Below are 18,594 nucleotides of genomic sequence, written 5' to 3'. Positions count from 1 at the left end.
TTTTTCCCCAATCCCCCTCGAAACGAAAGTAAAGGGGGAGATGATCACATGATAAAATTCCGTTGGTTTACACTTGGACAAAACAGGGTTCAGACGATGGGTCTGAACCCTGTTTTGTTTTTTTATAATTCATAGTTGACAACTGTGATTACTTGGTATTAATGTATAAATTAATAAAAATATTTCGATTATTTTAGGTGGAGGGAAAAAAATGAAAAAGTTAATCGTGTTTGTGATTGTTGGATTCATCGCTCAGCTCATCGACGGTTCGCTCGGAATGGCGTATGGGGTTACATCAACAACACTGTTGCTTGCGTTCGGGATTGCTCCGGCGGTCGCTTCCGCCTCGGTGCATCTAGCGGAAGTGGTCACAACTGCAGCTTCAGGCGCGTCTCATATTAAATTTGGAAATGTCGACCGTGACATGGTGATCAAATTAATTATTCCCGGCTCGCTTGGCGCGTTTTTCGGTGCCTGCTTTTTAAGCAATCTTCCAGGGGATGTCATTAAACCATATATTTCACTATTTTTGTTGGCGCTTGGGTTTTATATTATGTATCGGTTTTTATTTCTTTCACCTAGACAAGATCAACAACCACCGCGGAAATTTTCGAATAAGCAGCTTGTTCCTCTTGGTTTAGTGGCCGGCTTTCTCGATGCCACTGGCGGAGGAGGATGGGGCCCGATTTCCACCCCTGTTCTTCTTGCGAATAAAGGAATGGAAGCGAGAAAAGTGGTGGGAACAGTTGATACGTCGGAATTTGCCGTTGCTTTATCCGCTACCATTGGATTCGTCATTTCGTTAGGCTGGGAACAAGTCAATTGGTTTTGGGTAGGAACGCTAATGTTAGGGGGAATCGTCGCTGCGCCAATCGCCGCGTGGCTTGTTCGTAAGATGCCATCCCATTTGCTTGGGGTTCTAGTTGGAGGCATCATCATTTTCACAAACATTCGCACCTTGCTTCATGCATGGGAAACTCCTAGAAATTGGCATGCAACGATTTACGCAATCATCATATTTGGCTGGGCTGTTTCGATATGGTGGGCAATCCGCACACATCGGAAAGCGTCTCTATCTAATCATCTTGCGTCATAATGACAGTTGAATAATTTTTTTCGCAAAGGATATTTAGTTCCGCATTGTACTGATCGCTAGATTCTCCTGTTAGCTGCGAATATTATAGACGCTTCTTTACAATGGAACAATTTTCATTGGGCATGAACGATGGATTTCAAAGTTGTCTTTGCTTGAAATCGGTTCATGTCCTTTTCCATTTTTTAAAATAATATAGTTTCTCTATTTATATGTAATTTGGTAGAATATTCAGTAAAGATAAAAAGTAGGAGATGATATGATGAAAAAACCTCGTGATTTAGGGCACAACATTTCGATGATTGATCTGTTTGATTTAGGAGTTGCAGAGCGCACCGGTACATATGTGCTTCACGAAGAAGAGCTTGCTATTATTGAGACAGGTCCAAGCCCTTCTGTTCCGTATTTATTAAAAGGACTAGAAGCGCTTCAAATTGATCCTGCGGATATCCGCTATATTATTGTGACACATATTCATTTGGACCACGCTGGCGGCGCTGGCGTGCTGCTTGAAAAATGTCCGAACGCCCTTGTTGTTGTTCATCCGAAAGGGAAGCGGCATCTAGCAGATCCATCACGGTTAATCCAAGGAGCAAAGGCGGTGTATGGGGAAAAATTTGACCAATTGTTTTCCCCGGTTGTACCGATTCCAGAGGATCGTCTCATCGTGAAAGAAGATGGTGATACGCTTACGCTCGGCAGTGAGCGTACGTTGACGTTTTTGGATACGCCTGGCCATTCCAACCATCATTTTTCGATTTACGATTCGCGCAGCCGCGGCGTTTTTACTGGCGATACGATCGGAGTGTTTTATCCGCAATTGCTAAAAGATGGGCTTGAATATTGTTTGCCGTCCACTTCTCCGAACCAATTCCGGCCAGAGGCGATGCTGCAATCGGCAGAGCGATTGGAGCAGCTTCAACCTGAACGCATTTATTTCGGTCATTTTGGCATGCTAGAAAACCCTCGCGCAGCGTTTGAACAGCTTCGTTTTTGGCTTCCAAAGTTTGTCGAAGCAGGAGAAAAAGCGATTGCCAACATGCCTGGCGCATCGATGCAGGAAAAAGCTGAATCGGTTTTTCGCAAGCTGTATGAAGAAGTCAGCGCTTTCTTGCAAGAAAGAAATATTTCACCGACATCAGAAGCGTATGACATCATCCGTCTCGATTTACAAGTATGTTCGATGGGAATTGTAGATTATTTGCAAAAACGGTAAGGCACTAGAAATTTGTTTGAACATAATCCAGTAAGAACGGCTTGGTGAAATCACCAAGCTTTTTCATTGTGGCGGCTGTTTTATAACGGCGTGCTTTTTACTATCAAATGCGGAGAGTCTAAAGGTGTAGCCTGGATGAAAATATTGTATGATAAGTAACAAAGATAAGAAAGGATGATTGCATGAGACGCGGTATTGTAAGCACCATCACGATTGTATCCGTGCTGGCGGGAATATTATGGCTTGGCGGTTTTGCCATGGGCATTCAAGATCAATTTTTTTCCGCCGCGATGCCGCCAGCAGGCACGACGAAATATACAAAAGAGAAAAAAGCGGACAACCGTGAAATTTATATTGTCGCTCTTGGCGACTCGCTGACAAGGGGAACGGGAGACGAAAGCGGAAAAGGGTATATTGGCTATATGGTCGATTCTCTCCGTAAAAAAACAACGAAACCGATTCGTGTAACAAACTTGGCTATTAAAGGACAGCGATCTGACGGACTCCTTAAGCAATTAGGACAAGCTGAGATAAAGAGGCAGCTAAAAATGGCTGACATCATCGTGATGACGATCGGCGGGAATGATTTGTTTCAAGGCGGAGAAGCGCTAAAGCTTGCGCCAAAGCAAATCGAGCAGGCAAAAAACGCGTATTTACACAACTTAGACCGTATTTTTCAAACGATTCGCAGCGTCAATAAAGATGCAGTTGTTTTTTACATCGGGCTATACAATCCGTTTAGCGACCTCGGTGACGCAAAGAAGACATCCGCGATCGTAAGGCAGTGGAATTTTGCTTCGGCAGAAACGGCAGCTCGCTATCCAAATATCATTGCTGTGCCGATATTCGATTTGTTTGAGCTTCATGTGAATGATTATTTGTACAGCGACCATTTCCATCCGAATAAGGAAGGCTATAAACGCATTGGCGAACGTGTCGCTTCTTTAATTACGTGGACGGAGGAGGACAAACAATGACGACAACACACGCACCGCTTGTCGTAACCGATTTACGCAAAACAATTCGCCGCAAAGAAATTATCAAAGGAATTTCATTTGAACTGAAGGAAGGTGAAGTATTTGGGTTTTTAGGACCGAATGGCGCGGGAAAAACGACCACCATCCGCATGCTTGTCGGGCTTATCAAGCCAACATCGGGACATATTTCTATTTGCGGCTATGACCTAGAGCGTCAGTTTACCAAAGCGATTCGCCATATCGGCTGCATTGTCGAAAATCCAGAATTATATCCGTATTTAAGTGGATGGGAAAATTTGGAGCACTTTGCGCGCATGGTTCCCGATATTCCAAAAGAACGAATCATGGAAGTGGTGGAGTTAGTCGGTTTGCAAAACCGCATTCACGATCGGGTGAACACGTATTCGCTTGGGATGCGACAGCGTCTCGGCATTGCGCAGGCGCTGCTAGGAAAGCCGAAAGTGCTGATTTTGGACGAGCCGACCAATGGGCTTGATCCTGCCGGCATTCGCGAAATGCGCCAATTTATCCGCTTTTTGGCAGAATCAGAAAGATTGAGCGTGCTTGTCTCCTCACATCTGTTAAGCGAAATTCAATTAATGTGCGACCGCGTGGCGATTATGGCAAAAGGGCTGCTGCTTCGGGTGGACACGGTGGAACGGCTGCTTAAAGAACAAGCGCGAGTTGTCTGGAAAGCCGCCCCCATCGAAACAGCGAAAGAAATACTAGAGAAAGAAACGTCGCCTGTCGCCATTCAAGGAGATAGGCTGGTGACTCCATATGAAAGAAAGAATTTGTCCATATGGAACAAAAAACTAGTAGAAGCGGGAGTACACGTCCATGAAATTCAGCCGAAACTGCCGACACTGGAGGATTTGTTTATTGAATTAACGGGAGGGGATGCGATTGAGTAACCTCGTGTACAACGAAATGCTGAAAATTGTCCGCAAAAAGCGGTTATCGGTAATTGCGGCGATTGTCGCCGTACTCGTTGTCCTTTTTACATACGCGCAATATAAGCAGGTGCAGGAAATACAGGAACGGCTCGGAACAACAGATTGGCGGACGCAGCTGCAGCAGCAAATTATTGACGCGCAAAACCGTCTGAATTCAAGCAGCATTTCGGAAGAATGGCGCAAATATTTGCACATTCGCCTTCAGCAGCAACAATATTATTTGGAACATGACATTAATCCATCCGCTCCCGGTGCGCCAACGTTTATGCGCATGTTTATTGAAAACGCGATCGATTTGTTTCTTCCGCTTTTAATGATGGTCGTCGCGGCGGATTTAGTATCCTCAGAAGCAAGCATAGGAACGATTAAACTGCTGCTTACAAGACCGGTCAAACGCGGAACGATTTTGCTTAGCAAATACATAGCGCTTCTTCTATCGATTTCGTTTATTTTATTGATGGTCGCTTTGCTTTCTTATTTGATTTCGGGGATTGTATTTGGGTATCAAGGATGGCGGCTGCCGTTACTAACTGGTTTTACCATTAACGGTGAAGAACTTAATACGGAAGGGGTACATTTGCTTCCACAATGGAAGTACGTGTTAATCGAACTAGGGCTTGCTTGGTTTGTTTCGATTGTCGTTGGAACATTGACGTTCATGCTTTCTGTATTGATGCGCAGCACCGCCGCAGTGATGGGCATTATGCTTGCGGCATTGATTTCCGGAGCGATTTTATCGAATATGGTGTCTTCGTGGGAATCGGCAAAATATTTGTTTATGGTCAATCTTCGCCTTACGGATTATGTCAATGGGACAGCGCCACCGATTGAAGGCATGACGCTCGGGTTTTCCATGACGGTGCTGGCGGTGTGGGGACTTGCGGCACTCGTGATTTCATTTATCGTCTTTACGAAGCGGGATGTATATTGAAAATAGAGGGGGACTTTCCTCTGACATAAGAGGAGATTCCCTTTTTCTCTTAAAAAGATGATTGGGATGGGTGGCTTGGTTAGTCGACGATTGATCACGAACATGATAGAGATTGTACATCATATACGTAGAAAAATGCTGGCGAAAACATGTCAGGATGCGTTATTCTTTATTCGAAAAGTTTTTTACTAAAAAAGTATTGACTACCCTATTTTTTTAATATAGAATACTAATTGGCGCTAACGAGAGAACAATGGATATGAACGGGAAGTAGCTCAGCTTGGTAGAGCACACGGTTCGGGTCCGTGAGGTCGCAGGTTCAAATCCTGTCTTCCCGATCATTTCGTGATGGGGCTTTCGTTCAGCTAGGAGAGCGCCTGCCCCGCACGCAGGAGTCCGATAGGCTCCATCAACCAAGTGGAGGAGTACCCAAGTCTGGCTGAAGGGGTCGGTTTCGAAAACCGATAGGGGTGTCACAGCCCGCGGGGGTTCGAATCCCTCCTCCTCCGCCATATCATTATCTTAACTACATATTATACTAATTTGGAATCATACAGCTTGTCGATTACATCGGCAAGCTTTTTTATTTTAATAGAAAAATCAAAATGACCTGTCCCTTATCAAAGGAACAGGTCATCATTTTGTTAAAAGTTTTTCGCTGCTTGTTCTGCTTGCTTGATCGCGTTTTGTTTAATTGTTTCGGCTTCATTCGGGAATTGTGCCATTCCTTCGACAAAAATGGACTGAACATCAGTAATTCCGATGAAGCTGAGCACTGCCCGCAAATAACGGTCTCCAAATTCCATTTCTTTCATTGGTCCTTCTGAATAAATTCCGCCGCGTGCTTGAATGTGCACCGCTTTTCTTCCTGTTAATAGCCCTACCGGACCATTTTCCGTGTAACGGAACGTTTTGCCTGCGATGCAGATTGTATCGATATAAGCTTTCATTTTTGGTGGAAAACTAAAATTCCACATCGGTGTGACAAACACATATTTATCTGCGTTGATAAACTGATCGGTTAACTCATTGATGCGGCTGATTTTTTGTTTTTCTTCCGCGCTTAACTGTTCAAATGTATGCCCTTGTTGCAATTTGCCCCAGCCGTTTAATACATCGGCATCAATGTAAGGGATGTCGGTACGATAAAGGTCTAATTCGATAATCTCGTCTTGCGGGTTTTGTTGTTTATAAGCATTAAGAAACGCTTTTCCAACGGATAAGCCGTAAGATTCCTCTTCCCGTTTTGGATTTGCTGTAATGTACAATAATTTAGCCATGTTCTTTCTCCTTTCGTTAGTATAAATAGCGTGGAATGAAAACAACAAACACTATGGAAATCCATGTAATATCAATGGCATAGTGTTTTAACGTAAATATAATAATGTAACTAACTTACTTTTGTAAAGTAATTTACTTTTAAGAAAAAAGATGATGCGTCAGCAGGAACATAAGCATCTTATGACGAAATGTATGTAAAAGGAAAATAAAAAGGGGGGAGAAAGGAGTGAAATGTCTTCGTTGCGGACATGATTCACACTCCTAGCATGATGTTCGATTACCGAAAAGAAATTCCGCTTGATGATGTGCCAAAATATAAAGAGCATGATGATGCGGCAGCAACGAATGAAACAATAAGCGTAAAAAAGCCAATTTCCTATCCGTTTGAGTATAGGAAAGATATACCGTTACCTGATGTCACAAAGTAAATCGTTTGCATTCATTGTTGTGTAGAGTACGATGCAGATAAAGATCATAAGGAGGAAACACATAGATGTCAGCACAGCGTCGCATCCGCCGTGTAAAAACGGTACAAATAGAGACAAATAGCCCGATTCATCGAAGCGGGCCGGTGCTAGAGCCGGGAAATTGGGAAGAATACGATCCGTTTTTGATGCTAATGGAGGATATTTTCCAACGCGGGACGTTTGACTTTCATCCGCATCGCGGCATTGAAACGGTGACGTACGTGATTGACGGTCAGTTGGAACATTTTGATAGCAAAGCCGGCCACGGAACGCTTGGTCCCGGTGATGTGCAGTGGATGACGGCAGGACGAGGGGTGATCCATAAAGAAGATCCGGCGCCAGGCTCGACCGTGCACAGTTTGCAGCTATGGATTAATTTGCCGAGCGCAAAAAAAATGACAGAGCCGCGTTATCAAAATTTAAAAGCAAGCGATATGCCTGTCCGGCGTGAAGAGGGAGCAATCATCCGCGTATTTTCCGGGTCATCGAAAGGAGTAAAAGCCCCGACACTCAACCATGTTCCGGTTACGATGGTGGAAATGGTGCTCGAACCAGGAGCGAGTATCGTGCAAGATTTGCCAGGAAGCTACAACGGCTTTCTGTACATTTTAGAAGGTAGCGGAACATTCGGCGCCGATGCCACGGAAGGAAAAGCGGGGCAAGTATTATTTTTAAGCCGCGTTGAAAACGAGACAGAAAGCGAAATCACTGTCACCGCCAAAGAAAAACTGCGCCTCCTCCTTTATGCCGGCGAGCCAATTAACGAGCCGGTTGTCGCTTACGGACCGTTTGTGATGAATACGCAGGAAGAAATCCGCCAGGCGATCCGTGATTATCAAGAAGGAAAATTCGTTGAATAACTATAAAAAGCGTTCCGATATGGAGTGCTTTTTTATAGTGGGATTATTTACAAAATTCAGACTAAATAGATACAATTGTTTTTGGGAAACAAAGCGAGTTATTTATTATGAGCGATAAACCAATCCATATCTGCAATTTTCGGATGGAGATGTTTGCGGCGAACAAAAAACAACGGATCATCATAGCATCGGTGAGCAAACGTATCACATTTTGTTAGACGGAAACAATACAGTGTTGTTTCTGAATAATGACAGAAGAGAGGGAAGGATATGAAAATTGAATTTTTAGGAACAGGCGGAGCGGTGACGATTCCGCGTCCGCTTTGCCAATGCCGCGTATGCGTTGAGGCGCGCGTGAAAGGAATCCCTTACAGCCGCAGCGGTCCAAGCCTGTTTGTGCACGGTCCGGACGTCTTAATCGATACGCCGGAAGATATTTATATGCAGATGAATCGTTCTAAAATTAAACAAATCAACGCGGTGTTTTACTCGCATTGGCATCCTGATCACGTGATGGGCAGGCGGGTGCTGGAGTCCATCAATGCCGATTTTCGGAATTATCCTCCTGCTTCCACGACGACGGATGTCTACTTGCCGCAGCAGGTCGCCATCGATTTTCAGCACCGCCTCGGCAGCGGCGAACATCTCTCTTTCCTCGAAAAGATGAAATACATCCGCCTTCATACGCTGCAAGATGGGGATAGCGTATTGATGGAAGGAGTGGAGATTCGCCTGTTCCGCTTAGCCGAAGACTACGTGTATGCGTTTTTATTTTCAGAAGGGGAGAAGCGGGTGCTGATTGCGATGGATGAGCTGAATAATTGGGATCCCCCGCGGGAAGTACAGGAAGTAGATGTTGCGGTTTTACCGATCGGCATTTTTGAGCTTCATCCGCTGACAGGGGAACGGCTGCTGCCTGAACATCACCCTATATTGAAAATAGAAGCAACATTTGCAGAAACATTGAATATTATTCACAAATTAAAGGCGAAGAAAACTATATTGACTCATGTCGAAGAAATGAACAGATTAGGCTTTGATGATCTCAAAGAAATAGAAAAACAGTTGCAAAAACAAGGGCTGTCCATCGAAATCGCCTATGATACGATGATGGTAGAAGTATAGTTTTTCGTTGATGGAGAGGACACATGGTGTTCTCTTTTTGTTTTCTCAGGTTATTAACAGAAAACTGAATATTTTATATAATGTAATTAAATAATTAGATAATTTTCTAAATAACAAAATAAGCACGGTGAACGTATATGAAAATGAACCTTGTTTATAAAGCGCTAGCCGATCCGACGAGAAGAGACATTCTCAACCTGTTAAGGAACAAGGACTTAACAGCAGGGGAAATCGCCGATCATTTCCGCATTTCCAAACCGAGCATTTCCCATCATCTAAATTTGTTAAAGCAGGCGGATTTAGTGCACGCTGAAAAAGACGGGCAGTACATCTATTACTCCATCAACACGACGGTGTTGCAAGATGTACTTGCTTGGCTTTTATCTTTGCAAGAAGGAAAGGGGAAGAGGGAATGAAAAAGCATTGGTATTTTTTCTTGTTGAGCATCATTAGTGTGGGGATTTCCTTATGGGCATATCCGCGGCTGCCGGAGGAAGTTCCGATTCATTGGAACTTTTCGGGGGAAGTGGATGGCTATTCATCAAAGCTTTTTGCCGTTTTATTTGGACCGATTTTGTTGACAGGGATTTATGGGATGCTGCTTGGGGTGACGAAAATCGATCCGCGAAAAGAGAATTATGAAAAGTTCGCGGGAGCGTACCGCGTTTTCATGTATACTTTTCTAACGTTTTTAACCGTCATGCATATTTCTATCATCTTTAGCGGCCTTGGCTACCATGTCAACATGGTTTTGATTGCCAATATAGGATTAGGTCTGCTTTTTGTGGTTCTCGGAAATTATATGCCAAAAATCAAAGCGAATTATTTCATCGGCATTCGCACGCCGTGGACGCTGGCGAACGAGACCGTTTGGGCGCGGACGCACCGGTTTGGCGGCAAAGTGTTTTTCATCGGGGGAGGGATGCTCATCGTTTCCGCTTTTATGCCTTCATCGATTCGCGGCTTTCTTCTCATTTCATCCATTGCCTTTATCGCGGTTGTGCCAATTGTGTATTCTTATTTCGCGTATAAAAAAGTAACGCAGATATAGAGACGAGTGTCAATCATTTTTGATTTTGATATGATAGAATACAAAGCTATTCAATCTATTGTATAGGAGGCATTTACTGTGAATTCAGTCATCGAAACAATTTTGCGGCACCGTTCGATTCGGAAATTTGAAGACCGTCCGTTATCGGATGAGCAAATTCGCACGATCGTCGAGTGCGCGCAAGCGGCATCGACATCAAGTTACGTACAAGCTTATTCCATCATTGGGGTGAAAGATAAAGAAACGAAACGGAAGCTTGCCCAAATCGCGGGAAATCAATCTTATGTCGAGCATAATGGCCATTTCTTCGTGTTTTGCGCCGATTTTCACCGTCATGAAGTGATTGGCGAAATGGAACAGAAAGAGGTGCTGCCATCACTTGAGAGCACGGAAAAATTTATGGTCGCGCTCATTGATGCAGCACTTGCCGCGCAAAATGCGGTGATTGCCGCGGAGTCGATGGGGCTTGGCATTTGCTATATCGGCGGATTGCGCAACAATTTGCCGGAAGTATGCAAATTATTAAAAGTGCCGAAACGGGTCATTCCGCTCTTCGGGCTTGCCGTCGGCTACCCGGCACAGCAGCCTGATAAAAAACCGCGTTTGCCGTTTGAACACGTATACCACGAAGAAACGTATGAACAAGACCGCACCAAATTCGAAGCACAGCTGAAACAATATAACGATATCGTTTCCGCGTATTACGAACGGCGGACAAAGGGCAAACGCCGCGATACATGGACCGGGCAAATGGCGAACATGCTCAGCAACCCTGTCCGTATGTATATGAAAGAATTCATAGAAGGAAAAGGGTTTAATCTACGTTAATCTCGCTTCAAAACGAAACGGGATTTTTTTACGTTGATCCGCCACATTTTGACCACGCTTTTTTCTGTAGGGGTTTGGCGAATTTTTGAGCTGCTTGTTCTTGCATGTCTGGCGTGACGGGAGAATAAACGCCTAACGTCATCGAAGCAGGGGAATGTCCTAGGCGTTCGCTGACCACTTTCACGTTGGAGAGGGCTTTTTGAAATGGTTGAAAATTAAAAATGACATAAAAAATGGAGTGCAAACTGGTAACAGTTTGGCCACTCCATTTTTGTTGTTAAATTAAGCTTTTAAAGCAAATTCCTATTCATTACTTATTCTGTAACTTCTGCAGTTCATTAACCGTGACAAATTTATAACCTTTTTTTGATAAAGAATCTAAAATCCCTTCAATGGTTTTTAGTTCGTTTCCAGTATTGTCATACATTGGATGCAACAAAATGATGGATCCCGGTTTTACATTTTTGTTTACATAGTTTATTTTGTCAGAAACCGAAGAATAATAGGTGTCGGGTTCAAGACTCCAAACGCTACTACTTTTTGGTTTGTATCTATGTGACTCGTTAATCCTCCAAATAACTGGTATGTTCTTGAGTTCATTAATTTATATGTACCGAATAAAAAAAGTAATATTGTTAGCGAAATTATCCCAGATGTGGCTATTCTTTTTTTCATCATTTGTCTCCTCTCTATCTGAATCATTTTTCTTGGTGCATTTTATCAACGAATATTCTTGAAAGCAAGTGAAACAATTATGGTGCTTCCGTGGAGAAAAGAATTAATTTCTATCATCTGTGGTGAAGCTCGCTTCATGGGTGGCTAACGGGGGGAAATCCATGTCCCTTAGTCTTGACAGTGATTCATCAGCTTGTCGGATTTGTCGGCAAGCTGAAGCGGGATTGCTCCCGTTTTTTTGTTTGAAGGTGATGACATTGGCTTGACTACACGGCGACATTTTGACCATGTTGCATTTATCGACACTAAAATGCGGTCGGAATGGTAATGGCTTGCTATATTATTTTTAGCCAACGGACGTATATGTATGTGAAAAATCGTAAAAAGGAAAAACCATGCAATTATCCGCAATGCACCACGGATTATCAATGACAAGCGGTTCATTTTTGCATTACAGCGAAGCAGCTAAAGGAGTTTTATGTTAGAAAAGATTAAGGCGTTCTAATTGCTTGCTATTCATACCCCTTACCGGTATAATGTATATAGAACAATGGAATGAGGTGAAATTCATGAATCATCGTGAAGAGAATCAGCCCAATCCAAAAATGGTTCCGCGGACGGAAGAGGAAATTGAAAACATTATCAAACGTCTAAAACGCATTGAAGGACAAGTGCGCGGCGTGCAAAAAATGGTTGAAGACAATCGCTATTGCATCGATATTTTAATCCAAATTTCCGCAATTGAAGCGGCGCTTCATAAAGTCGGTTTGAATTTGCTAGAGCGACACGTTCGTCATTGCGTCGCCAAGGCGATTCGCGAAGGCAACGGTGACGAATCGATACAAGAATTAATGACCGTTATCCAGCAGTTCTCGAAATAGAGGAGGAAGCACCATGGGTGAGAAAAAGCATGTGACGTTGCATATTACCGGCATGACGTGCGCCGCCTGCTCAAGCCGCATCGAGAAAGTGCTCAATAAAATGGACGGAGTCGAGGCGAACGTCAATTTAGCAATGGAAAAAGCAACGATCGAGTATGACCCAACGAAACAAAGCATTCACGATATTCAAGAAAAAATCGAAAAACTTGGGTATGGCGTGGCGACCGAAAAGGTGATGCTGGATATTGAAGGGATGACGTGCGCTGCTTGTGCGGCGCGAATTGAAAAAGGTTTGCGGCGCATGGAAGGCGTGGAAAGTGCTACGGTCAACTTAGCAACAAACAGCGCGGTGGTGGAGTATAAGGAAGGCATCACATCGGTCGAAGCGATATTAGAAAAAATAAAAAAACTTGGCTATAAAGGACAAGTGCGGAAGGAAGAAGAGAGCGCGGGGTTCAAAGAAGAACAGTTGAAACAAAAACAGCGGCAGCTTGTGATTTCGATTATTTTATCGCTTCCGCTTCTATATACGATGATTGCGCATCTTCCGTTTGATCTTGGTCTGCCGATGCCCGCTTGGCTGATGAATCCGTGGATGCAGCTTCTGTTAGCGACACCTGTCCAGTTTTATATCGGCGGTCCTTTCTATGTCGGCGCGTATCGCGCGCTAAGAAACAAGAGCGCGAATATGGACGTCCTTGTCGCGCTCGGCACGTCTGCGGCTTACTTTTACAGCTTGGTGGAAGCGGCCAAAACGATTGGAAGCCCTCACTATATGCCAAATTTATATTTTGAAACAAGCGCGGTGCTTATCACGCTTGTGCTTGTCGGCAAATACTTCGAAGCGCGGGCAAAAGGGCGGACGACCGAAGCGATTTCGAAGCTGTTAAGTTTGCAGGCAAAAGAAGCGCTCGTGCTTCGCGACGGCAAAGAATTGAAAGTTCCGCTTGAACAAGTGGCAGTCGGTGACACGATTATCGTCAAACCAGGCGAAAAAATACCGGTAGACGGTATCGTAATTGCGGGAGCGTCCGCTGTCGATGAGTCGATGATTACGGGGGAATCGATTCCGGTTGATAAAAAAGAAGGCGACCGCGTCATTGGCGCAACGATCAACACGACAGGCACTCTTACGATTCGGGCGGAAAAGGTTGGAAAGGACACAGCCTTAGCGAATATCGTGAAAATCGTCGAAGAAGCTCAAGGTTCGAAAGCGCCGATTCAACGGATGGCCGATGTTATCTCGGGAATTTTTGTGCCGATTGTTGTTGGTATTGCTGTGTTGGCGTTTATTGTCTGGTACTTTTTTGTTGCACCGGGCGATTTGCCAAAAGCGTTGGAAGTGGCGATTAGCGTGCTTGTCATCGCTTGTCCGTGCGCTCTCGGTCTTGCTACGCCGACATCGATCATGGTCGGCACCGGAAAAGGAGCGGAACACGGCATCCTCTTTAAAGGGGGTGAGTACTTAGAAGAAACGCATAAAATCAACGCGGTGCTATTAGATAAAACAGGAACGGTGACAAAAGGAAAGCCACAAGTGACGGATGTCCTTGAATTTCAAGAAGGAATGCTTAATTTTGCGGTGTCGGCGGAAAGCGCTTCGGAACATCCGCTCGCGCAGGCGATTTTCGAATACGGCAAACAGCAACAAATCGCTGTGAAGCCGCTTGAGCACTTCGCGGCGCTTGCGGGCCACGGTATTGAAGCGAAAATCGATGGCAAACGTGTTCTCGTTGGAACGAGAAAACTAATGAAAGAAAACAACATCGACATTTCTCGACATGAAGAAAAAATGATACAATTAGAAATAGAAGGAAAAACAGCGATGTTCGTGGCCATTGATGGACAGCTTGCCGGCATCATCGCCGTTGCTGATGCGATCAAAGAAAATGCCAAAGAGGCGATTCAAGCATTAAAACAAATGGGGCTTGACGTCTACATGGTCACAGGCGACAATGAACGGACGGCAAAAGCGATTGCCAAACAAGCGGGAATCGACCATGTATACGCCGAAGTGCTTCCGGAGGACAAAGCAAACATTGTCGAAACACTGCAGCGTGAAGGCAAACGGGTGGCCATGGTCGGCGACGGCATTAATGACGCTCCGGCGTTGGCAAAAGCCGATATCGGTATGGCAATCGGCACGGGAACGGATGTCGCCATCGAAACGGCCGATGTCACATTAGTTGGCGGCGATTTATCGCATATTCCGAAAGCGGTCGAGCTTAGCCGTAAAACGATGACAAATATTCGGCAAAACTTGTTTTGGGCGCTGTTTTACAATACGATCGGCATCCCGGTTGCCGCCGCTGGACTGTTGGAACCTTGGATCGCCGGAGCGGCGATGGCGTTTAGCTCCGTATCGGTAGTAACGAACGCACTTCGCTTGAAGCGCGTGAAACTATAAAAACATAAGGAGGAATACATCATGACAACAACATTACAAGTACAAGGAATGACATGCAACCATTGCAAAATGGCGGTCACAAACGCTCTTCAAGAGTTAGAAGGAGTCAACCGCGTCGAAGTGCATTTGGAAAAAGGCACGGTCGATGTCGATTTCGATGAAACGAAAGTCAGCATTGCCCAATTGAAAGAAGCTGTTGAAGAACAAGGTTATGATGTGGAATAAACGAAGGCCTCCCTTTTTCTAGGGGAGGCCATGATTTTTTTCCAAAAATTGTTTTCTTGTCGAAAGGAGTAGAGCCAAATAGTTCGAATCCATTTTTTGGTGATCATTTTCTTACAAAAACATCGTGAGAAAGGATGTCAATATCTTCTTGTCAAAATGCACAAGAGTTGCCATCGCATTTTCACTGATTTGACAGATTACAGCGTTGGCATATGTGAAGCAATATGTAGCTGAAGTGGCTTGCTGTATGGTTTTCTTGTGCGCAATCGCGTTGTGATGATGTATAAAAGTTTGTGTAAAGCATTTTGCTAGACCAAAAGAAAAAAGGTAGGGTATTCTCTGATTGGACCAAAAATCTTAGAGAAAGGAGTACCCTACCTATGTCTAAAAGAAGTATACCAAATGTCGACTGGGCAAATCAACTGGAAAATGCCATTCGTCAGTTTGTAAAAGAAAAATTAGAACTGATTATGCGGGAAGAAATCAAACATTTCCTCGAAATCGAACAGGCTGGAACGCCGAATAGGAGAAGCGGCTGCTATCTCCGTTGTGTTCGGAAAAAAGACCAATTCGAAATGGCGGAGGACCTGAAACTCATTTATCGTTCTCCGAATAAAGAAATCGCATTGGAGATGTTTCAACAGTTTCAATCCAAATGGTCTCACAAATACCCAAGGGAAGTCCAATCTTGGGCCAATGAGTTGGATGTCCTCCTTACATTTATGGATGGTCCAAGCAGTATTCGAAGTGTGATTTATACGACCAATGCCATCGAACGAACGATCAAGGAGATTCGGAAACGCCTAAAACCGATGAACAGTGTGAATAGTTTAGAAGCCGCTGAAAAAATCGTGCATTTGACCATTCAAGATTTTAACGAGAAATGGGCAGAACGAAAGTTGCGAGGATTTGCCGAAGCGCAGGAAGCCCTTCAACGAATGTTTGAAGAACGTTATTGTTAACCAAATATTGTAAATAAACAAAATAAGGGGATTCTCCCTTTCCACACAGGAGACTGAATATTCAGTCTCCTGTGTGGAGAAAATCAGCCCCCTATCAATTCAAATCCATTTCAGAGAAACCCTACCCCATTACATTACACAAAATTCTTGACGGTACCTATTTATCAATGCAATTGCGATGGGGATGTTTGCTTATGACAAATACAGCGAAAAACAGATAGGTTATAGCATTACTTTTACAGTCTTATTTGTATTTTTTGTTTCCTTAACCATTTACGGATTGGCTAGGAATAGTAATATTGACCGAATAAAAAATAAAGGGAATTGTGCTTGAACTATGGTAAAGTTTACCTTTTTGCAAGATGAGAGAAGTATTTTCTTACCAGCCAATGCAGATTTTGTGATAAAGGAGCTGAAGGAAATTCCGAACATCATCGAAACGCTTCAGCAACAATAAAGGGAGAGAAGAAACGAATACAATTTGTTTGGGAGAAAATAACGTTATTGTTCGAGAAATTTGTATAGCCGATTCTTTGGAATTATATTGAAGAAGCCGATCCTGAGTGGAAAAAGTGAGGATAATCCAACGATAGAATAGTGCGGGTGGAAAGAAAATAGAAGCAAAAGGGACCAGCGATTTTCGTTGGTCCCTTTATGCGCCTTTTAATTCCACCGATTTGTGATCGAGCGATTTTGGTTTCATGATGAATGGATATAATACCAACCCGGCGACAAATAAGCCGATTCCTAAGAAAAACGTGTACCAGTCAGCCGTTCCGGTTTTAATGACCCAAATCGAGTACACTAGTGCCGCTGTTGTAATGATGCCGTCTCGGATGCGAATGTGTTTCGCGTTTTCATATGTTTCTCCCGTTATAATTAATTTCAGCTGATATAAAGCGGAAACGAGATACGGAACTAAATAGGCGAGCGTCGCGACGACAATCGCGAAATTGTACGCTTCGTTCACCGTTCCCGATACGGTCGAAAATAGAAAAATTTGCGTCATGAAATTCGTAATGAACAAAGAACGAACAGGGCTGCTGTTTCGGTTCGTTTTCGCAAAGAAAGTAGGGAACAATCCTTCTTTTGCCGCTTGATAAGGCACTTCTGAGCTGACGACAATCCAGCCGATCGTTGAGCCGAACAACGAAATGAGCGCCAAAATTGCCATGATGTAGGCGCCGTTGCTGCCGATGACAGCGTATAGCGCATCTACGAGCGGTTTTTGCGATTGCTGGAGCTGTTCTTGTGAAAGAGCCCCCATCGTTAACAGTGTGATTCCCATATAAATAAGCACAGAAATAAGTAATCCAAGCAATGTCGCTTTTTTCACATCTTTTTGCGACTTCGCGCGGTTGGAAAGCATAACGGCCGATTCGATGCCGATAAATGCCCATAGCATCGTAATCGCCGCTCCGTTTATTTGGCCTGGAACGGACACCGCTTGCCCTTTTTCATTCGTGAATGCAAACCCGCCACCTAAATTAGCGGCGTTAAACACCCAAACGGTCGCGATAATATAAAGAAGAAATCCGATGACTTTCGCTCCCGTCGTCAAAATGTTAATGCTTCCTGCGCGTTGAAAATCGCGGGTAAGAATCCATTGAATTCCCCATAACACGATCGTGCAAACCGCAAAAGTGAGCGCTTTTCCTGTCTCTAATTGAAACGTTCCGATCGTAAGTAAGACGTGTTTGCTTTGCATAATCGGGAAAAACGTGCTTAAATAGCCGGCAAACGAAATAATGACAGACGCGGTTGCCGCCCAGTTCGCGGCCCAATATCCCCACGCCATGCTGTAGCCTGCTACCGTTCCCGCTTTCGGAGAGGAAAACATTGCTTGCGCGTAGCTTTGTGGTCCTGCTTTCAGTTCTGGCTTTCTTGTCACTAAGCTACCGAACACGAGTGCAATCGTTAAAACTCCCAATCCGGTTGCCATCCAGGCAAGAGCGGATCCCATCGGGCTTGCGACTTGCGCTAGACTTGCCGGAATCATAAATATGCCACCGCCAATCATATTTCCGACGACAAAGGCGGTTAAAATCCATAGTCCCCATTTTTTTGTTGACATCGTATAATCCCCCTTATATGCAAGGTCTGATGTGAGTCTATGATTCATCCTAATTTTGTTTACTTATTCATCATATACTATTATTTTAATTTGGTAAAGTGATAATATGATAAAGTAAAAAAGTTGATAAATTGCGAATAATGCCTATTTTCTTAGGACGATTTATCCAATGAGATTTATTAGATTTTTCGCTTTTTTCATGACTCTATTATTTCTCTTATCGTTTCTATTATTGTTTTCATGAAAAAAAGCATAAAATGAACTCAGAAAAGTCCCCGCTTTTTGGGGGCTTTTTTATTGAGGCACCGACAGAAGAAAATAGTATATTGCTTGTGGAAAGAAAAATCGGGAGTACAATACTTATTGTGAGGCATTGCGTTTTAACCTCTAAACGAAGGGGACAGGAGATGAATCAGGAATTTTTGATTCATAAAAACGAAAATATGTTTAGAAGACTTCCGATGCAGCATCAAGTAGAAGGCGGCAGCCTTTTCTATGCAGAATCTTCTTCGATGGAGATGGTAAGAAACTCCCATCTCTAAATAAAATGGTGGTGGGAGAGTTTGATTCAGGAAAGGAGAGAGA

Annotated in this window: 17 protein-coding genes, 2 tRNA genes and 2 pseudogenes; 18 read left to right on the top strand and 3 right to left on the bottom strand. The window is 43.9% G+C overall.

Annotated features, from left to right (window positions below):
- Positions 1 to 211: 211 nt before the first annotated feature.
- From B9L23_RS11610 to B9L23_RS11580, 7 genes are all read left to right on the top strand, one after another.
- Positions 212 to 1,096, top strand: coding sequence for a sulfite exporter TauE/SafE family protein (locus B9L23_RS11610; protein ID WP_062677448.1), 885 nt, complete (start codon positions 212 to 214; stop codon positions 1,094 to 1,096).
- A gap of 259 nt (positions 1,097 to 1,355) precedes the next feature.
- The gene (locus B9L23_RS11605; RefSeq protein WP_062754696.1) at positions 1,356 to 2,309 is read left to right on the top strand and encodes an MBL fold metallo-hydrolase; all 954 of its coding nucleotides are present in this window, start codon (positions 1,356 to 1,358) and stop codon (positions 2,307 to 2,309) included.
- Between the two features lie 182 nt (positions 2,310 to 2,491).
- A complete protein-coding gene (locus tag B9L23_RS11600) occupies positions 2,492 to 3,286 on the top strand; it encodes an SGNH/GDSL hydrolase family protein (protein ID WP_015863994.1) in 795 nt (264 codons plus the stop codon).
- Positions 3,283 to 4,200 (top strand): ABC transporter ATP-binding protein, encoded by a 918-nt coding sequence (locus tag B9L23_RS11595; RefSeq protein ID WP_089097703.1) that lies wholly within the window; start codon positions 3,283 to 3,285, stop codon positions 4,198 to 4,200. Before B9L23_RS11600 ends, B9L23_RS11595 begins: the two co-directional genes overlap by 4 nt.
- The gene (locus B9L23_RS11590) at positions 4,193 to 5,173 is read left to right on the top strand and encodes an ABC transporter permease (RefSeq protein ID WP_062754692.1); all 981 of its coding nucleotides are present in this window, start codon (positions 4,193 to 4,195) and stop codon (positions 5,171 to 5,173) included. Before B9L23_RS11595 ends, B9L23_RS11590 begins: the two co-directional genes overlap by 8 nt.
- A 264-nt stretch (positions 5,174 to 5,437) precedes the next feature.
- A tRNA-Pro gene (locus B9L23_RS11585) sits at positions 5,438 to 5,511 on the top strand.
- An 81-nt stretch (positions 5,512 to 5,592) separates the two neighbouring features.
- Positions 5,593 to 5,685: transfer RNA gene (locus tag B9L23_RS11580), tRNA-Ser, on the top strand.
- A gap of 132 nt (positions 5,686 to 5,817) precedes the next feature.
- Here the strand turns inward: B9L23_RS11580 and B9L23_RS11575 are convergent.
- Positions 5,818 to 6,453 carry an FMN-dependent NADH-azoreductase gene (locus B9L23_RS11575; RefSeq protein WP_089097702.1) on the bottom strand — a complete coding sequence of 212 codons (636 nt, stop codon included), beginning with the start codon at positions 6,451 to 6,453 and terminating at the stop codon, positions 5,818 to 5,820.
- Between the two features lie 249 nt (positions 6,454 to 6,702).
- On the opposite strand from B9L23_RS11575, the gene B9L23_RS11570 reads away from it, so the two are divergent.
- From B9L23_RS11570 to nfsA, 6 genes are all read left to right on the top strand, one after another.
- Positions 6,703 to 6,882 carry a hypothetical protein gene (locus B9L23_RS11570; RefSeq protein ID WP_081189311.1) on the top strand — a complete coding sequence of 60 codons (180 nt, stop codon included), beginning with the start codon at positions 6,703 to 6,705 and terminating at the stop codon, positions 6,880 to 6,882.
- Between the two features lie 65 nt (positions 6,883 to 6,947).
- Complete coding sequence (locus B9L23_RS11565; protein ID WP_081189310.1) at positions 6,948 to 7,781, top strand: pirin family protein; 834 nt, start codon at positions 6,948 to 6,950, stop codon at positions 7,779 to 7,781.
- A 270-nt stretch (positions 7,782 to 8,051) separates the two neighbouring features.
- Complete coding sequence (locus tag B9L23_RS11560) at positions 8,052 to 8,906, top strand: MBL fold metallo-hydrolase (protein WP_089097701.1); 855 nt, start codon at positions 8,052 to 8,054, stop codon at positions 8,904 to 8,906.
- A 143-nt stretch (positions 8,907 to 9,049) separates the two neighbouring features.
- Positions 9,050 to 9,322 (top strand): autorepressor SdpR family transcription factor, encoded by a 273-nt coding sequence (locus B9L23_RS11555; RefSeq protein WP_211278827.1) that lies wholly within the window; start codon positions 9,050 to 9,052, stop codon positions 9,320 to 9,322.
- Positions 9,319 to 9,957, top strand: a complete 639-nt coding sequence (locus tag B9L23_RS11550) for an SdpI family protein (RefSeq protein ID WP_089097699.1) — start codon at positions 9,319 to 9,321, stop codon at positions 9,955 to 9,957. Before B9L23_RS11555 ends, B9L23_RS11550 begins: the two co-directional genes overlap by 4 nt.
- Before the next feature lie 78 nt (positions 9,958 to 10,035).
- Positions 10,036 to 10,785, top strand: a complete 750-nt coding sequence (gene nfsA / locus B9L23_RS11545) for an oxygen-insensitive NADPH nitroreductase (protein ID WP_062678602.1) — start codon at positions 10,036 to 10,038, stop codon at positions 10,783 to 10,785.
- Between the two features lie 310 nt (positions 10,786 to 11,095).
- On the opposite strand, the pseudogene B9L23_RS21770 reads toward nfsA, so the two are convergent.
- Positions 11,096 to 11,311 (bottom strand): annotated as a pseudogene (locus B9L23_RS21770) (polysaccharide deacetylase family protein); the annotation flags it as partial.
- A gap of 718 nt (positions 11,312 to 12,029) precedes the next feature.
- On the opposite strand from B9L23_RS21770, the gene B9L23_RS11535 reads away from it, so the two are divergent.
- The 4 genes and pseudogenes from B9L23_RS11535 to B9L23_RS11520 form a co-directional block, all read left to right on the top strand.
- Complete coding sequence (locus B9L23_RS11535; protein ID WP_062754683.1) at positions 12,030 to 12,341, top strand: metal-sensing transcriptional repressor; 312 nt, start codon at positions 12,030 to 12,032, stop codon at positions 12,339 to 12,341.
- 13 nt (positions 12,342 to 12,354) lie between these two features.
- Entirely contained in the window at positions 12,355 to 14,748 is a 2,394-nt protein-coding gene (locus B9L23_RS11530; RefSeq protein WP_089097698.1) for a heavy metal translocating P-type ATPase, read from the top strand.
- Between the two features lie 21 nt (positions 14,749 to 14,769).
- Positions 14,770 to 14,973, top strand: a complete 204-nt coding sequence (gene copZ / locus B9L23_RS11525) for a copper chaperone CopZ (RefSeq protein WP_015863983.1) — start codon at positions 14,770 to 14,772, stop codon at positions 14,971 to 14,973.
- Between the two features lie 542 nt (positions 14,974 to 15,515).
- Positions 15,516 to 15,935 (top strand): annotated as a pseudogene (locus tag B9L23_RS11520) (transposase); the annotation flags it as partial.
- A 652-nt stretch (positions 15,936 to 16,587) separates the two neighbouring features.
- Here the strand turns inward: B9L23_RS11520 and B9L23_RS11515 are convergent.
- The gene (locus tag B9L23_RS11515) at positions 16,588 to 18,009 is read right to left on the bottom strand and encodes an amino acid permease (RefSeq protein WP_089097696.1); all 1,422 of its coding nucleotides are present in this window, start codon (positions 18,007 to 18,009) and stop codon (positions 16,588 to 16,590) included.
- Positions 18,010 to 18,416: 407 nt separating this feature from the next.
- On the opposite strand from B9L23_RS11515, the gene B9L23_RS21390 reads away from it, so the two are divergent.
- Positions 18,417 to 18,551, top strand: coding sequence for a hypothetical protein (locus tag B9L23_RS21390; protein ID WP_281255489.1), 135 nt, complete (start codon positions 18,417 to 18,419; stop codon positions 18,549 to 18,551).
- The last annotated feature ends 43 nt before the right edge of the window (positions 18,552 to 18,594 follow it).

The organism is Parageobacillus galactosidasius, from assembly GCF_002217735.1.
GTDB classification, from domain to species: domain Bacteria; phylum Bacillota; class Bacilli; order Bacillales; family Anoxybacillaceae; genus Parageobacillus_B; species Parageobacillus_B toebii.
Note: the sequence above shows the minus strand (reverse complement) of the source record. Positions and strands in the feature narration are given on the sequence as shown.

What these genes read in the sequence shown, in the direction of transcription:
- B9L23_RS11555 (WP_211278827.1), top strand. Translation starts at nt 9,050, where the DNA reads ATGAACCTTGTTTATAAAGCGCTAGCCGATCCGACGAGAAGAGACATT.
- B9L23_RS11535 (WP_062754683.1), top strand. Translation starts at nt 12,030, where the DNA reads ATGAATCATCGTGAAGAGAATCAGCCCAATCCAAAAATGGTTCCGCGG.
- copZ (WP_015863983.1), top strand. Translation starts at nt 14,770, where the DNA reads ATGACAACAACATTACAAGTACAAGGAATGACATGCAACCATTGCAAA.
- B9L23_RS11570 (WP_081189311.1), top strand. Translation starts at nt 6,703, where the DNA reads ATGATTCACACTCCTAGCATGATGTTCGATTACCGAAAAGAAATTCCG.
- B9L23_RS11610 (WP_062677448.1), top strand. Translation starts at nt 212, where the DNA reads ATGAAAAAGTTAATCGTGTTTGTGATTGTTGGATTCATCGCTCAGCTC.
- B9L23_RS21390 (WP_281255489.1), top strand. Translation starts at nt 18,417, where the DNA reads ATGAATCAGGAATTTTTGATTCATAAAAACGAAAATATGTTTAGAAGA.
- B9L23_RS11600 (WP_015863994.1), top strand. Translation starts at nt 2,492, where the DNA reads ATGAGACGCGGTATTGTAAGCACCATCACGATTGTATCCGTGCTGGCG.
- B9L23_RS11550 (WP_089097699.1), top strand. Translation starts at nt 9,319, where the DNA reads ATGAAAAAGCATTGGTATTTTTTCTTGTTGAGCATCATTAGTGTGGGG.
- B9L23_RS11565 (WP_081189310.1), top strand. Translation starts at nt 6,948, where the DNA reads ATGTCAGCACAGCGTCGCATCCGCCGTGTAAAAACGGTACAAATAGAG.
- B9L23_RS11575 (WP_089097702.1), bottom strand. Translation starts at nt 6,453, where the DNA reads ATGGCTAAATTATTGTACATTACAGCAAATCCAAAACGGGAAGAGGAA.
- B9L23_RS11595 (WP_089097703.1), top strand. Translation starts at nt 3,283, where the DNA reads ATGACGACAACACACGCACCGCTTGTCGTAACCGATTTACGCAAAACA.
- B9L23_RS11560 (WP_089097701.1), top strand. Translation starts at nt 8,052, where the DNA reads ATGAAAATTGAATTTTTAGGAACAGGCGGAGCGGTGACGATTCCGCGT.
- B9L23_RS11515 (WP_089097696.1), bottom strand. Translation starts at nt 18,009, where the DNA reads ATGTCAACAAAAAAATGGGGACTATGGATTTTAACCGCCTTTGTCGTC.
- B9L23_RS11530 (WP_089097698.1), top strand. Translation starts at nt 12,355, where the DNA reads ATGGGTGAGAAAAAGCATGTGACGTTGCATATTACCGGCATGACGTGC.
- B9L23_RS11605 (WP_062754696.1), top strand. Translation starts at nt 1,356, where the DNA reads ATGAAAAAACCTCGTGATTTAGGGCACAACATTTCGATGATTGATCTG.